At 45.2% G+C, this 16,290-nt stretch carries 11 protein-coding genes; 1 reads left to right on the top strand and 10 read right to left on the bottom strand.

Translation table 11 applies throughout. The features are described from left to right. Positions 1 to 46: 46 nt before the first annotated feature. From ACYVE4_RS26345 to ACYVE4_RS26360, 4 genes are all read right to left on the bottom strand, one after another. Positions 47 to 1,648: a RagB/SusD family nutrient uptake outer membrane protein gene (locus tag ACYVE4_RS26345; protein WP_461043279.1), complete on the bottom strand. Its 1,602-nt coding sequence runs from the start codon at positions 1,646 to 1,648 to the stop codon at positions 47 to 49. A gap of 79 nt (positions 1,649 to 1,727) precedes the next feature. Beyond that, positions 1,728 to 4,919 (bottom strand): SusC/RagA family TonB-linked outer membrane protein, encoded by a 3,192-nt coding sequence (locus ACYVE4_RS26350; protein WP_461043280.1) that lies wholly within the window; start codon positions 4,917 to 4,919, stop codon positions 1,728 to 1,730. A gap of 666 nt (positions 4,920 to 5,585) precedes the next feature. Next, on the bottom strand, positions 5,586 to 7,016 hold the full coding sequence (locus ACYVE4_RS26355) for a DUF4403 family protein (protein ID WP_461043281.1): 1,431 nt from the start codon (positions 7,014 to 7,016) through the stop codon (positions 5,586 to 5,588). Positions 7,017 to 7,137: 121 nt separating this feature from the next. Then, positions 7,138 to 8,160 carry a Smr/MutS family protein gene (locus ACYVE4_RS26360; RefSeq protein ID WP_461043282.1) on the bottom strand — a complete coding sequence of 341 codons (1,023 nt, stop codon included), beginning with the start codon at positions 8,158 to 8,160 and terminating at the stop codon, positions 7,138 to 7,140. A gap of 201 nt (positions 8,161 to 8,361) precedes the next feature. Between ACYVE4_RS26360 and ACYVE4_RS26365 the strand changes: the two genes are divergently transcribed. Beyond that, on the top strand, positions 8,362 to 9,855 hold the full coding sequence (locus ACYVE4_RS26365) for a glycine--tRNA ligase (protein ID WP_461043283.1): 1,494 nt from the start codon (positions 8,362 to 8,364) through the stop codon (positions 9,853 to 9,855). A 78-nt stretch (positions 9,856 to 9,933) separates the two neighbouring features. On the opposite strand, the gene ACYVE4_RS26370 is transcribed toward ACYVE4_RS26365, so the two are convergent. The 6 genes from ACYVE4_RS26370 to ACYVE4_RS26395 form a co-directional block, all read right to left on the bottom strand. Further along, positions 9,934 to 10,593 carry a Uma2 family endonuclease gene (locus ACYVE4_RS26370; RefSeq protein WP_461043284.1) on the bottom strand — a complete coding sequence of 220 codons (660 nt, stop codon included), beginning with the start codon at positions 10,591 to 10,593 and terminating at the stop codon, positions 9,934 to 9,936. Positions 10,594 to 10,634: 41 nt separating this feature from the next. Next, entirely contained in the window at positions 10,635 to 11,903 is a 1,269-nt protein-coding gene (locus ACYVE4_RS26375; RefSeq protein ID WP_461043285.1) for a sulfate adenylyltransferase subunit 1, read from the bottom strand. Between the two features lie 86 nt (positions 11,904 to 11,989). Beyond that, positions 11,990 to 12,892: a sulfate adenylyltransferase subunit CysD gene (cysD, locus tag ACYVE4_RS26380; protein ID WP_461043286.1), complete on the bottom strand. Its 903-nt coding sequence runs from the start codon at positions 12,890 to 12,892 to the stop codon at positions 11,990 to 11,992. Between the two features lie 78 nt (positions 12,893 to 12,970). After that, positions 12,971 to 13,705 (bottom strand): phosphoadenylyl-sulfate reductase, encoded by a 735-nt coding sequence (locus ACYVE4_RS26385; RefSeq protein WP_461043287.1) that lies wholly within the window; start codon positions 13,703 to 13,705, stop codon positions 12,971 to 12,973. Further along, a complete protein-coding gene (locus ACYVE4_RS26390; RefSeq protein ID WP_461043288.1) occupies positions 13,702 to 14,817 on the bottom strand; it encodes a Gfo/Idh/MocA family protein in 1,116 nt (371 codons plus the stop codon). Before ACYVE4_RS26390 ends, ACYVE4_RS26385 begins: the two co-directional genes overlap by 4 nt. Before the next feature lie 243 nt (positions 14,818 to 15,060). Then, positions 15,061 to 16,269 carry a trans-sulfuration enzyme family protein gene (locus ACYVE4_RS26395; RefSeq protein WP_461043289.1) on the bottom strand — a complete coding sequence of 403 codons (1,209 nt, stop codon included), beginning with the start codon at positions 16,267 to 16,269 and terminating at the stop codon, positions 15,061 to 15,063. Between the last annotated feature and the right edge of the window lie 21 nt (positions 16,270 to 16,290).

Below are 16,290 nucleotides of genomic sequence, written 5' to 3' on the forward strand. Positions count from 1 at the left end.
GTAGGCTAGCTACTAATTCCGGGAGTTTACTTTTCAATTCAGGTTGTTATTGCTTCGGATTTTTGGTTGGAGCACTACCACTTACAGGTGGATTGTAAGCGATTTCGTTATCGGGTACATCCCAGTAATCCAGATAACCGTAGGTAATGGTTGCTTTTGTGCTAACAACGCCTGTTCGGCTTAGTGCTACTGCATTGGTACGTCCGGTTTCGAGCAGGCCCCAACGACGAGCGTCGTAAAACGGTAATCCACGGAACAATAAGCCAATCCGGCGTTCGCGACGCAATTCCTCTTTTGCCGCATCCAATGTCAGTCCGGTTCCAGCAACTGCCGCCAGACCAGCACCTTGCGACTTACGAACTTCATCAATCAAGGCAAGGCCATCTTCAATTTTGCCCGTGTAGATAGAGGCTTCTGCTTTCATAAGCTGATTCTCCTCATACGAACTGGCCAGGAATAATTCATACCCACCAGCATTGGTATTCGAGAACGCAATAACTGAAGCACTTCCTTCTGAACCAGTAGCTCCCCGGTTGATCAGGTTCCAACGAGTGAAGAATGAATTGCCGCGCGACGTTTCACCAATGTAAGCTGAAGCTCTTTGCTGGAAATTGTTCGACAAGCGCAGGTCGCCCGTTTTGAAATCCTGAATCAGACGCTCCGAAATTTTGAAGGTGTTGTTGGCACCCGTAGTTTTCCCGGAAACTGTTCCGGTTGTTGGCGACAGGAAGTCACCGTTTGTGTTCGAACGACCTGTGAAGACGAAATCAGAAGACAGGATACCGGCATTGGTCAACGTCAGAATTTCTCCCCATTGTGCAGCAGTCATCGCGCTAACACGAGTGTTTACCAGGATATTTCGGGCTTTCATCGTGTTGATGTTCCGAATCCACATGGCAGGGGTTAAAACGCCACCTTTACCTACTCGGTTAAAGTTCGGAATCAGACCCTGCATGGTAGCTGTATAATCTGCAGAAGCCGTTAGCCCGCCGAGAATTTTAGCCGCTGCATCAAAGTTTTTAGTGGCTTCGGCAATGATTGCTTCCTTGGTGACGTAGTTTCCATTTGTACCGTTCAGTGCTTCCCCGTTCGCTTTATCATTAATAATACCGGCGTAGTACATCGAACCAATGTGTGAATAAGCATACCCTTTCCACCAGTAAGCCCAGGCTTTCAATACACCTTTTTTAGTTTCAGCTTCGCCAGTGAACGTTACTCCGTCTACGTTAGCCAGCAGCGTATTGGCTGCATTGTTCATGTTATACATATACGCCCACTCGTAGTAGGTCGAGTTCTGAAAACCCGTCGAGTTAACGTTCGCCGTAATCCGAATGAAATCAATCTGTTTGCTCGGCGAGTTTGGATTTGCCAGCACCGAACCGTCATCGAGCGTAACCTGGTTGGGGCAACCGATCTGATTGATAAAGACGTTGGCAATGTCTGTTCCGATAACGTCACCCATCAATTCGTGATTACCAATAGTACCCGACCAGAAATAGCCCGGAACGCCATCGTAATATTTTACATCCTTAAAACCCGTGATGTAAAAACCTTCACCGAAGGATACCAAACCGGTTTCCGTTTTTAACGCCGGAGAGGAAGGCTGATTGGGGTTTTCAACCTGTAATTGTTCTTTACAAGAGGCCATAAACCCGGAGAATACCAGAGTTAAGGCATATATTTTTAACTTATTCATCAGTTCAATTTTTTAAGTTAAGATGGGTTCCTTAGAAGCCGATGTTTAACGTAGCCTGGTATGACTTGAAGTTCGGCATTGTGCTGTGGTCAGTACCACGGTCCCAAGCCGAGTTCGATGTTCCTGAGCTGATTTCAGGATCAAAACCGGTGTATTTAGTAGCCGTCCAGATATTACGACCAGCTAAGACAAGCTGAAGTCTTTTCGTTGCCGGAATCTTAAACAGACGGGCGAAGTCAATGCCAACCTGAATGTTTCTCAAACGCAGGAACGACGCATCCTCATAGAAGTAATCTTTGGTTCCGTTAGCTGTGCGTTGTGCGTAAACACCACGGTAGAAAGCCGTCCAGGCACCTGTTTGACCGTCAATCGTGAATGGGTTAGCATATTCGCTGTGGATACCATCCCGGTACATCCATTCTTTTGTCTGGTTGTACAGGTGGTTACCAGCTACCCAGTCAAGTTGGAATCCGAATGTCAGGAAGTTTTTGAATGTAAAGTCGTTGATGAACGACATGTTGAATTTCGGGTTCGGATCGCCAAAGCTGAATTTATCGGCGGTGAAATACGGTTGTTTGGTTGTTTTGTTAACCACATATCCATTGCTGGCAACCGTATAGGCTTCTTGATCAGCTTGTGGAATAAAGAAGTTACCGTTTGCATCGCGAGCATCTACGCTGCCGATTGTTTTGTAACCATACAACTGACCGATTTTTTCACCAGCTTTTAACACGTAGTTCGTGCTACCCGCGTTCGACGTTACAACAACGGGTGCGTCGCCCCGAACCGCAACGATTTTCGAGCTTTGCTTACCGAAGTTAATTGTCGTATTCCACTTCAGATTAGAACCACTATATACCGTCGAATTTAACGACATCTGGATACCGTTCGAGCCTAAGGTAAAGGCGTTATCAATCAAGGTTCCCAGGCCAACTGAAGGGGCTACGTCAACCGAGTAGATAGCATCTTTGGTTTGCCGATCCCAGTATGTTGCCGATAAGGCGATGGCGTTCAGCCAGCTAGAACCTTTCATTAAGCTGAATACCATGTCGGTTCCTACTTCGATTTCCTGCGACACCTCTACACCCAAAGCTGGGTTTGCCTGACCATTGGCGTAATAGAAAGCAGTCGTGTTACCTACCGTGGTTGGCGTGATAGTTACGTACCGGTCAAATGGCTTTGGCTGAATACCAGCTTGTCCGTAAGCTGCGCGTAGTTTCAACTCAGGAAGGATTCCATTAACGGCACTGTTTTGCCAGAAAGGTAGTGAAGAGAAACGCACATAAGCATCTCCCCGTGGGAAGGTGAAGGGCTTAGAGCCCTGACCAAATGCTGACGAATAATCGCTCCGGAAACCGCCCGAAAGACCGAGCCAGTCGCCATACTCAAATCGTTGGTTAAGCAAATAGCCATAGGTGATAAACGGCTCTTGATAGTCGCGATAAACACGCCATGAAGTTGTGTTAGCCGCATTATACGGTGCATAAGCTGCTGGCAAACCGATAGCCGCACTGGTGTACTCTTTCGTCATGCTGTTCCGATAATCGAACAAGCCTTGCGTAACCAGCTTAATGGGAAGATTTGAGCCAAAATCCTGTTTCAAATCAAGAACTAAGGTCGCAGTAGCCAGGAAGTTTTGGAACATTTTGCTGTTCGTATACTTCGTCAGGTCACCGGTATTGGCGGTATTGTAGTTCGAAATAAAGTTTTGCGAACCCTGCGTTACCCAATATTTGACGTTTGCATTATTCGACTGGTTATAGAATTCCAGATCGCGGTTCTGTGTCTGGAAATTTAGACCATATTTAGCGTCTAATTCGACGAACTTCGGAAATTTGTAGTTCAGGTTGATGTTCTGAATAATATCAACTTTGTTGTCATTGTTCCGGGTATAAGCCTGCCGATATGAAGGGTTCGATGCGTTGATCCCGATGGTTTGGTTCATGTTGAGAGGAATAGAACCATCAGTTGTTGTCAGCGAGAAGTCTGCTAAGGGATAAGCATTCAACATACCGTAGAGAATCGTCCGGTCTGACGTTTTCAGCGTACTCTTGGTATACGCTAACTGCGTGATCGAACGAAGTGTAAGGCCTTTAGCCAATTGTGCGCCAATATTGGCCGAGATATTGCTCCGATCATAGGCTCCGTTGTCGCGAATGTTGCTCTCCTGATGACTATTCGACGCTGACAGGCTAAAATCAGCCTTCTGGCTTCCGCCTGAGATGGCAATACTATTATTCGTGGTATTCGCTGGCTTAAAGAAGTAAGAGAAATGGTCGTGATATTGCAGGTTTGCATTATACGGCTTGCTGTTAGTAGCAGTTGGGTCCGTCGAGTTATACTGAACGTTCTCCGAATAAATACCAGTAGCCGGATCATACACAATCGGTTTGCCCGACGAACCAATAATATTGTTGCTGGCATCCGTTGCAAATGCATGGTACATCGCTTTGCTAACACCACCATTGTTCAAATAGGTATTCTGAGCAATGCTAGATGAAACGTCGATGTTCAGCTGGCCATTTTTCCCTTTTTTAGTGAACAACTGAATAACCCCGTTAGCGCCCTGAGCACCATAAATGGTAGCCGCAGCAGCACCCTGAACAACCTCGACACGCTCAATTGAATTTAAGTCGATGGTTTGCAGGCTTGTAGCGCCCATCTGAATCCCGTCGATAAGGATCATTGGCGAAGTGCCCCGATTGATCGTATTGATACCGCGCAACAGAATGTTTACATCAGCACCTGGAGTACCGCTCCGGCTGGTAATCTGCGCACCTGGGATTTTACCGATCAACGCTTGGTCGATCGAAGCAGAAGGTGCCTGTGGCAGATCTTTAGCTGATACTGATTCTACAGAAATAGCCAGTTTACGTTTGTCTGTAGCGACCCCGGTACCGGTTACGACGATTTCAGAGAGTTGTTTCGTGTCGGTAATTAGTTTGACGTTCACAGTGTTGCTGGCCCCTAGCTCGACCTCTTTCGTTTGCATCCCGATGAAGGAGAAAATCAAGGTTCCTTTAGCAGGAACTGAGAGGGAGTAGCCACCATCGCTATCGGTGACTGAACCTACGGTGGTGCCTTTTAGAACCACTGATACGCCAGGTAAGGAACTGCCATCATCGGCAAAGGTTACCTTACCCGTAATTTTACGATCCTGCGCCCAGGTTGAAGCACAGATTGAGCAAACGAACAGCAGGCTCAACAGTAACTTTTTTCTCATTGACAAGTACGATTAGTGAAGTTAAGCAAAGAGTGTTTCTACAAAAGTATATTCCGCAAAATTCAGTTCAAAATTTCCTATTAAAAAAATTATACAATCCTTTTTCTATCTGTCCGCGTGTAAGCACAAAATATAATTCTGATATAATTCGCTGAGTAGATATATTATATGAAAAAATAATATGATATATAGTATAATATCTTGTAAGATTGCTATATAAAAATAAAAATATTCTCATTAAATATTTTATTATTTTAAGTTTAATATGGTAAAAATACAATTTTAGGCCTTATCTGGTTTATGTTATTTAATACCATAATTAAGTATTTATACTTAAAAAAAAGGTCTTATTGAGTAATTAAAAAAGATTTATTTGTATTTTTATGGTATTTTGAGATATAATTTTAGATAAACTCGGTTAATTAGCTTATATATATTGATAAATATGTTAATAGCCATATATAATATGGAGTTTTTATGGCCTACTAATGAGATATTAAATTGATTTCTATCTGGGAATTGAGTAGAGTCAATATTCTAATAATCTAATTTGTATCGAATAGACATTCTACAAATTAGCCTGTCATACAGGCTATAAAAAATAAAGCCCGCATGTCAAAGCAAGCAACGAAGCTTTAACATGCGGGCAGTTTGTTGAGGTAGGAATTACTGCAGGCCGTCTACTTTCAAGTCAATACGACCTCGAGCATTGACCACAGCGAGCATAGCAGATGGCGTCAAATAAACCTGATCAGGTTTGATTTCATCAATATGACCGTTAATAGTGATTCCTTTAGCTATCTGATTATTTGTAAGCTGTTTCTGTAAGAGACTCTGCATATCGGTAAGCTGCGAGCCCACAGGAATGGTCAATTGTTTTTCGAGCGTACGGGCAAAGGTTCCTTTCAGTAACCAACTAGCTGAACTGGCAAGAACATTTTTTGTGTCCAGATCATACTGTAGATCTTGCAAGGAAATAGTTTGATCTTTTGGGTTATAATAGGGACGACCTTTCAGATAAATATCGCCATTGATTGTTCCTTTTAGTCCAGCCTTAATAATCAGATTATCGTTTTGACCGTACAAATCCATCTTGGTAATCGTAATCGTGTAACGGTTATTGCTAAACGAAAATGATTTACCAACAAATTCTTCTGCAGCAATTCGGGCAACCTCCTGATAGGTAGCCTCACTGAGCAAACCAATCTGAAAATCATCTTTTACCTGCGATACTACCGTAAGATCGGGCAATGAAACCGCCGGACGAACATCGGGCTTCGCACCGGTTGCTGTCAAGGTATAGCCTTCAATACCAATGGTTGCGCGAATCACTCGCCCTTCAAATCGCAACGGCGTAATCAGAACTCGTTTTGGTACCACCTGTAAATAGGTTCGATATTTTTCTGAAATCAGGTAAGGCTCCCGAAGCGTATTCCAGGCTTTTAGAACAGGTGTTTTCAGATCAATTTCCCGCCGAATTTGCTGATCGAGCGTTTTGGTGATGCTTCCCAAATTCTTGTCGATCAATCGGCTAACGATATTCGTGATGGGGATATTGACACCGACTACACTGACCGTTGGCTTTCGTACCCATCCGTAGCCATCACCCTGGGTGTGGGTATGTACCGACCAGTCTGGATCGAGGTCAAATTTGGTTTTGAACCGTAAATCAATGTCGAACTCTGTTTCTTTGAATTGAGTGAACCCTAACACCGATACCCCTGCCTTTGCCCAGATTTTCAGCGGAACTGTAAAATGAAACAGACTGTCCTGCGCTGATACCAGAATGTTGCCCCGTTTCCAGACTTTCGTCATAAACTGGTCATTGTTATTATCTTCCATACTGTTGTCTTCGTAGATCAATCCCTTCACCTGGGCATTAATCTGCCGTTCGACATCGCTTAGTGCAATCGATACGGGAATATGAACAGTAGACAAAAAGCGTTCATTCCGGACTTCCATTTCGGTAGTATTGTAGGCTTCTTTAGGCGCTTTCGGATTTAGGCGATTTCCTGATGATGGATTGCAACTTAACAGGAAATAACTAAAACATAGTAGTACGCCTACTAAAAACAAGGATGCGCGAAAATGTTTCACTATTTTTTTTGACACAATTTGTTTCTTCTCAGATAAATCGGTCTGAAATGTAGGTAGATGTCGATTTGCAATTGGTGTTTGAGACGCCAAACCAGTGCAAAATGTATGAAGAAATGGCTTTTTATTTAAGTGTAACCTTTGTGGCACCATACCCAAACTTCTGTTTCTGAGCGTCTTCAAAGAATCGAACGGATGGATGTTGGCCTAATCGCTTATGCAATTCGGTCCGTAGTGAACCGCTGCCCAATCCATGAATAAACGTAATGTCGTGCATCCCGCTGGCAATCGCATTTTCCAGTTTTTTCTCAAACGTTTCCAGTTGTAATGACAATAAATCACCAGGTTTGCGATTACCAACGCCTTTCGGCAATAATTCCTCGACATGCAAATCTACCACTGCCGAAGGACGTTCGATTGAAACTCCTGATTGCCCTGATTTCGGTTTGAGCATTTCAGCTTTTAACTCGCTAGGATGAATCGTTTTGGGTTGTGCTGGCTTGTTAGTTGCTGCAGAAGGATTGGTAGGTTCAGTCGCTTCGGCATCCAATTGTGTCAGAAAACCCGGTTTAGCCATAACCGGAACGGTCGTTTTGTTCTTGAAAAACGTTGCCGCACGCGCTTTGAAGCGTTTGATAAAAGGAGGTCGCAGGGAAGATTTCCCGGCCCGAAACCAAAGTCCCTGAACAACAAACGTTGGCCAGTCTTCAAATTGCGCATGTAAATAATGATCGTTCATTTTCTGCTGCGATTTTGGTTTCAGCACACCGCTATGAATACCACGGAATTGTACCCCACCAATAGACGCTGCTGATTCTTCACCGAGGGTGTACGGGAAATCCCAATCTGTATTATTTATAAGATGCAAGGTGTATTCTCGATCATTAACAGGTATAAACGCCAGATAAATACCCTGATTCGCCAGAATAGTTGATGCCGCAGGGGTTACTGTTTTTTGCGCTGTAAAAGCATTTGATTTAAGCAATCGCTCTGATTCCAGCGGAGAAACGGGTACTAATTCCGACCGCATCACCGGAATCCGGAAGCCATCTTCAATTTCAATCTCAATCATGTCGCCGGGTAAAAAGCGCGACACAACTCCCTGTTCTTTTGCCCGAAGCAACCGGACTTTATCGCCAATATTCATGTAATCGGTGGTTGTCAGTTTTTACGATCAACTCGTTTCAAAAGTATAACGCAGATGAGCAGAAATTGCTTTCATGAATGAGAATTGATAGAACATTTTTGTCGTATAACGGCTCGAGTAATCAGGAATTGGCCTGTAAAATCATGAATTAGAACAGGTAAGTGGTCACTTGCGTATAAAAACGTATTTTTGCGCCCACGTATGAATACTACACAAGCGCCCGCGACTTCTTTACAAGATATTATCGCACATGCCAAAGAATATGGCTTTGTTTTTCCATCCTCTGAAATCTACGACGGTCTCCAGGCTGTATACGACTACGGTCAGAATGGTGTTGAATTAAAAAATAACCTGAAAACCTTGTGGTGGAAAGCCATGACCCAACTTCACGATAATGTCGTGGGGATTGATGCGTCTATTTTCATGCACCCGCTTACCTGGAAAGCCTCCGGTCACGTTGATTCATTCAACGATCCGATGATCGATAATAAGGACTCGAAAAAACGCTACCGGGCCGATCAGCTTATCGAATTAAAAGCAGAATCTTACGAAAAAGCAGGCGACACGGATCGCGGACAGGCTCTGCGTAATGAACTCGGTCGTCTGCAAAGTGCCGACGATATGGAAGGATTGCGGAATCTGATCATCGCAGAAGGCATCAAAGACCCAATTTCGGGAACCGATAACTGGACCGAAGTGCGTCAGTTTAACCTTATGTTTTCTACGCAGGTTGGTTCGGTAGCTGAAGATGCTAGTTTGATTTATCTCCGTCCCGAAACGGCGCAGGGAATTTTTGTAAACTTCCTGAACGTGCAGAAAACAGGTCGGATGAAGATCCCGTTTGGTATTGCTCAGATTGGTAAAGCCTTCCGGAATGAGATCGTTGCACGGCAGTTCACCTTCCGAATGCGCGAGTTTGAGCAAATGGAAATGCAGTTTTTCGTACGACCTGGCACTGAAATGGCCTGGTACGAGAGCTGGCGCGATACACGGATGAAATTCCACCAGGCACTGGGTTTACCCGCCGAAAAGCTGAAATTCCATATTCACGAAAAACTGGCACACTATGCCAACGCAGCCGTAGATATTGAATACGAATTTCCATTTGGTTTCCGCGAAATGGAAGGCATTCACTCCCGTACTGATTTCGATCTGAAATCGCACCAGGAGCTGAGTAAAAAGAAACAGCAGTATTTCGATAACGATATCGACGAAGCAACTGGGAAGCCCTATGGTAATTACATCCCGTATGTGGTGGAAACTTCGGTTGGTGCCGACCGGCTGTTCCTGGCTACGTTCTGTAATGCATTTACGAAAGAAACAGTAGGAGAGGGCGATCAGCAAAAGGAACGGACATATCTGAAATTACATCCAGCTTTGGCTCCCATTAAAGCCGCTGTATTCCCACTGATGCGTCGAGATGGTTTACCGGAAAAAGCAGAAGCCATTGTAAAGAGCCTGCGTTCGGAATTCCGGGTGATAATGGAAGAGCGTGACGCAATCGGTAAGCGCTATACCCGTCAGGATTTGATCGGAACACCGTTCTGCATCGCTGTTGATTATCAAACACTTGAAGACGATACTGTAACGATCCGATACCGAGATACAACCGAGCAGGTACGCGTACCTATCAGCGAGCTGAAAGTCAAGATTGGCTACGAAGTGTCAACGGAGCGTATTCTGGAACAGTTGTAATTTCTCAACCGTATATTATATGTGAAAGCCGCGTCAAAGGTCTAACCTGTAGCGCGGCTTTCGCATTTCTAAGAATCTTTACGCAAGTAATTCTCGCAAGGCAGTTATGTTAGCGTTTGCGTCAAAAACAGCTTTTACAGGAATAGTAAAATCCGTCAATTGCTGGCTGCTTACGGTTTGTCCTATATGGTAAGTGCCTGCCAACGCATAAGCTTCCGTGTCTGCGTCAAAGCTATAAATCTCAATTGTTTGGCGGGTTGGATCAACAAGCCAGTATTCAGCCACACCGTGAGTTGCGTAATCTTCAAACTTGATTTCCCGGTCAACTTTTTGCGTACTTTTCGATAATACCTCTACGATTAAGTCTGGAGCTGGATAATACAGTGAATCTGGTTGAATAGTAGCAGCTTTGGCCGTTCCAAAGTAACAGATATCAGGTTCGTAGCTATTGCGAGTTAGCTCAACTAAGGCTTTTTCAACTAACACAATCCCCAATTCCTGTTCGCTGACAAACGCATTTAATAGCGTGCCTAGAAACATCACAGCTGAATTGTGCCGATGCAAAGCTGGTGAATGAACAACGATTTCGCCGTTAATAAACTCAGCTTTTACGTCATCATCCATCCATTCATAAAATGCCTGTCGACGCGCTTTCTCGTCGTTCAGAATCGCCTGCACCTGCTGAATAATCTGCGGAGCTTTGGGAGATTCAAGCAATCGAGCGGCTAATTCAGTCATACTATGTATTGGTATTCACTCAAAGATACAAAAAAGTATCGTTATGATGCTTCGCCAACGAGCATCAGCGCGCCAACGGTTACGTTCGATGTTTCGTCGATCAGAATGGCTCCACCCGTTGCCCGATTTTTCGGATAAGGATCGAAACTAATTGGTTGTGCCGTTCGCAGAATAACTTTAGCTAAGTCATTCAATTTCAAACTTTCAACGTCTTCTGTTTCTTCGTATGTATTGACATTCAGTTGATAGGCAATGTCCCTGACGGAGCAACGGGTACGAAATGTGCCCACTTGTAATACATACTTATTGCCAACTTTAAACTCTTTCGTATCCATCCAACAAAGCATGGCTTCAACAGTCTGGCTACTAATGGGCTGACTATTGGATCGGACAATTAAATCACCCCGGCTAATATCAACGTCCGTAGCTAGATGCATGACTACCGACATAGGTACAGCTGCTTCATTGTATTGTTTTTCCGCTATTTCGATTGCATCGATAGTCGAGGTTTCGCCAGAGGGTAATATAGTAATGGAGTCGCCTTTGCGGAAGAGACCACTTGTGATTTTACCCGCGTATCCGCGATAATCGTGCAAATCGGCCGTTTGGGGCCGAATGACGTACTGGACTGGAAAACGAGCCGGATGATGATCTTCCGTTTCACCGTGTGCATCGTCATCAATGGCAACCGTTTCTAAATGCTCCAGAAGCGTTTGTCCATCGTACCAGGGCATCGATGTTGATCGATCAACCACATTGTCGCCGTTGAGGGCGCTCATCGGGATGTAGGTTACCTGGCTGACATTCAGTTTTTTGGCTAATTCTGCGTAGTGAATACAAATGTCAGAGAAGACATCCTGCGAGAAATCAACCAAATCCATTTTATTAACCGCAACTACGATGTGCGGAATACCCAGCAATGAAGCAATCAGCGAATGCCGACGGGTTTGTTCGACTACACCATGCCGCGCATCGACCAGCACAATGGCCAATTGACAGTTCGACGCTCCCGTAACCATGTTGCGCGTATATTGGATATGACCCGGCGCATCGACAATAATAAACTTGCGCTTTGGCGTCTGAAAATAACGATAAGCAACGTCAATCGTGATACCCTGTTCGCGTTCAGAACGCAGCCCATCCGTTAAAAGCGCAAGGTCAATTTCGCCATCATCGCGACTTTTACTGGCTCGTTCAATGGCTTCAAGTTGATCAGCCAGAATGGATTTGGAATCGTAAAGAAGCCGCCCGATGAGCGTACTTTTGCCGTCGTCAACCGAACCGGCGGTTATAAATCGGAGTAAGTCCATAAGTTAGTGATAAGTGATGAGTGATGAACGATAAGTTATGAGTATGGAAACCTGAATCACTTATCGTTCATCACTCATCACTACGTTCAAAAATAGCCGCCTTTTTTGCGGTCTTCCATAGCTGCCTCACTGAGTTGATCATCCATGCGAGTTTCGCCCCGTTCGGAGATCCGGGTGGCTTGTATCTCATCAATGACAGCATCAAGTGTATCGGCCTGAGATTCCGAAGCCGCTGTGCAGGAAATATCACCAACCGTGCGGAACCGGACCCGTCGAGTAACAATCTGGTCGTCGGCTTCGGGTTTGATAACACCACCGGCCGTAGCCATTAATTTGCCATCGCGGATAAGGAGTTCGCGATCGTGGGCAAAATAGATACTTGGTAACGCAATTTTTTCACGTCGAATGTAATTCCAGACATCCAGTTCGGTCCAGTTCGAAATGGGAAATACGCGAACGTTTTCACCTTTGTGAATTCGACCATTGTAAAGATTCCAGAGCTCAGGACGCTGGCGTTTGGGATCCCATGAACCGAACTCATCACGCACTGAGAAAACCCGTTCTTTAGCCCGCGCCTTTTCTTCATCCCGACGAGCCCCGCCGATGCAGGCATCGAACTCAAATTCTTCGATGGCATCCAGCAACGTAAATGTCTGAAGCCCATTGCGGGTTGCATTTCGACCAGTTGGCTCTTTTAGCTTTTTCTCTCGAATGGTATCTTCTACGTATCGGACGATAAGCTTTTCCCCAATTCGTTCGGCGAGGTCATCCCGAAAGTCGAGTGCTTCCTGAAAATTGTGACCTGTATCAATATGGACGAGTGGAAATGGAAATTTGCCCGGACGAAATGCTTTCAGGGCAAGGTGAACTAAGGTAATCGAATCTTTGCCACCTGAAAAAAGCAGCGCAGGACGCTCAAATTGTCCTGCCACTTCCCGCATAATGTGGATGGCTTCGGATTCGAGCTGATCTAGATAATCGAGTTTCATTATTATAGAGTGAAAGAGCGAATGAGCGAACGAGTGACCAGCGACCAACGCTCATTCACTCGTTCACTCTTTTGCTCATTAAGGCTTAAACGCTTCCTCGTGTGTATGTAATCCGCATTCTTTTTTAGAGTTATCTTCCCACCACCAGCGGCCAGCGCGGAAATCCTCCCCCTCCTGAATGGCGCGAGTGCAGGGCTGGCAACCGATGCTGACAAAGCCACGGTCGTGCAGAGGATTATAGGGCACGTGGTTATCTTTTACATATTGTTTTACCTGGTCGAATGTCCAGTCCATCAGCGGATGGAATTTGAAGAGATTGTGTGCGCCATCCCACTCCAACTGAGTCATATCCTGCCGATTCGCTGATTGCTCCGCCCGAATACCCGTAATCCATATTTTATTGCCCGTCAAAGCTCGGTTCAGCGGCTCGACTTTACGAATACCGCAACACTCTTTCCGATTCTCGACGGATTCATAAAAACTATATGGACCTTTTTCGGTCATCAGTTTTTCAACCGCATCGGCTTTCGGAAAATAGGTTTCGATTTTAGTTGCGTATCGATCATTCGTTTTTTTCCAGACGGAATACGTCTCCGAAAACATACGACCTGTATCGAGTGTAAAGATTTTAATCGGAATATCATTCGCCAGAATCAGATCGGTAATGACCTGATCTTCGTAGCCCAGGCTGGTCGAAAAAATAACCTCGCCGGGGAAGAGTTCGGCAAGCGTTCGCAAAGCGTCGATATTGCTCAGACCATGCAGACGCCCGGTCAGGCTTTCGAGGGTGAATGTGGTAGGTTCGGCAATCATTTGAGTTGGGATAATTTTACTGCCTTGCCGGTTTTGGCCGACTGCCGGGCAGCGTCCAGGATTTCTACAACGATAACATTGTTTTCTAATGACGTTAATTCGTCGGGTTTAGTTTCGCCGTGCAGGAGTCTGGCCAGATAAGCGAAAGAATCAGTTGCGGGGGCATCGGATTTGGAAGCTTCCGTCTGTTGTTCGGTTTTATCATCCTTTAATCGAACACGCATCCGATTGGCGTCGACTGTGAAAACATAGCCTGTTTTTCCATATACTTCCATATCCTTTCGGCCGAATGGCCAGTTCCACGATCCCTGAATAATCGTCTGCGTTTTGGGATAGGTTAGAATGATGGTGGCTTCGTCGTCTACTTTTGGATAAATCTCTGGCTTAATCTGTTGGGTGACAGCCATTACCGATAGAGGACGTTCATTGTGCATAAGCCAGGTGGAAAGATTCGCACCGTAGCAACCGAAATCGAATAGGGCTCCTGCACCGTTGGAAACCGGATCGGTTAGCCAGGTAAAAAACTCGTTGCTCACCCCGATTTCTTTGGGCCCTTGGTGACCATCGTGGACAACGATCTTCCGCAGATCACCTATGGACTTTTCAGTATTAGCAATGGCGTACGCTTTGTGATTGCTGCCATACCAGGTGGTTTCGTAATTCGTTAGCAACTGAATATTATGCTTCTTCGCTAAAGCTGCCATATGCTGGGCATCTGAATAACTCGTTGCCAACGGTTTTTCGACCATAACATGGATGCCTCTTGGAGCACAAATGTCTACCGTTTTTTTATGGTCTGCAATCCGGCTGAAATCGGTAACTGCCTCCGATTTGGTTTTGTCAAGCATTTCCGCAAGGGTAGGGTATACCAAGTTCAGACTGAATCCAAATCGCTTGGCTAATTTTTCGGCCAATTCACGGTTAGATTCAGCAATACCAACTATTTCTATATCGGTCTGTCCCGTTTGCTTGAACGCTTTGTTCAGAATACCATTCACATGGTCATGTTCCAGACCAGCTATTCCCACCCGAAGCGGTTTTTTAGTACTCTGTCCATGCGTTAACTGGGCCAGTAGTAGGAGAAGATAAAGTACGTATCGGAAACGAGACATCCTGTGTAGAATTTAGGGGCAAGGTAAATTTCGTCTGGAAAACGGTTCATGCAGATGAATGAGTTCTTTATCGGTTGTGATGAAAGAAGCTCCAGCCATTGAAGCAGAAGAAGCGATCCGAAGATCGTTTTTACCCATTTTATGAATTGACTACGCTGCGGCCCACTCACTACTTTTTTTAACTATATGCATTGATTTCTGTGTGTCGTCGGATACATGTATCTGACGACACGCAGAAATCATTTACGCTACAGCTTGCTTAACTACATCGGCCGATTTCTCGACCGCCTGCTTGAAATCGGCGATCAAATCCTCAATGGCTTCCAGCCCAACTGAAATACGAATGAGCCCCGGTGTGATACCTAAAGCCGCTTTTTCGTCGAGTTTCAATTTGGCATGAGTGGTTGTATTGGGATTGGTAACAATAGTACGCGAGTCGCCAAGGTTGGAGGAAAGAGTAGGAATAGTCAGGGCATCGAAAAATGCTTTTACCCGCTCAAATCCACCTTCGAGTTCAATCGTAACGATAGCCCCTCCCGCACTCATCTGTTTTTTCGCTAATTCATATTGTGGATGGGATGGCAAAAACGGATAAAGAACACGGCCGACATCTGGCAGGCTTTCCAACGCTTCTGCAAGTTGTTGTGCATTCCGGCAATGGCGTTCCATTCGCAACTCCAGCGTTTCCAGGCTTTTTGACAGAACCCAGGCATTGAATGGAGATAGTGATGGTCCCGTATGACGAGCAAAGAACCGAATGGGCTGAATCAGATCGGCCCGACCAACAACGATACCACCTAACACGCGACCTTGCCCATCCATATATTTCGTAGCGGAATGAATTGACAGATCAGCGCCGTAATCGATTGGCGTTTGCAAAATTGGTGTTGCAAAACAATTATCTACGTTCAGAATGAAACCATGCTTCGCTTTCAACCGTGCCAGCATGGCCAGATCTACCAGTTCAAGGCCGGGGTTGGATGGTGTTTCCAGGTAGACCATTTTGGCGGCCGGCGCTCCGGTGTTTGGCTGAATCGCAGCTTCCCACTCGGCTTCAGAAGCACTGGCATCCAGATAGGTATGTGTGATTCCCCATTTACTCAATATCTGCGTAATGATCTGATGGGCTGATCCAAACAAAGCCCGACAGGCAACCAGATGATCGCCAGACTTCAGTAAAGCAGCCATACTGGCAAAAACCGCAGCCATTCCCGTACCGGTAGCAATGCCATCTTCGGCATTTTCCAGCATACATACTTTGTCAACAAACTCCGTTACGTTCGGATTTGAGAAACGGGAATAAATATTACCCTCTTCGGTTTCTTCAAAGAGTGCTTTGCCTTGCTCAGCGCTTTCGAAAGTAAAACTCGAGGTTAAATAAAGCGGCACAGAATGCTCACGATTACCGGATTGCGGAGTCTGTGTACGAATGGCTTTGGTTTGTTTTTTCATCGGATTCAATGAGGTAATAAA

Source organism: Spirosoma harenae (genome assembly GCF_054776975.1).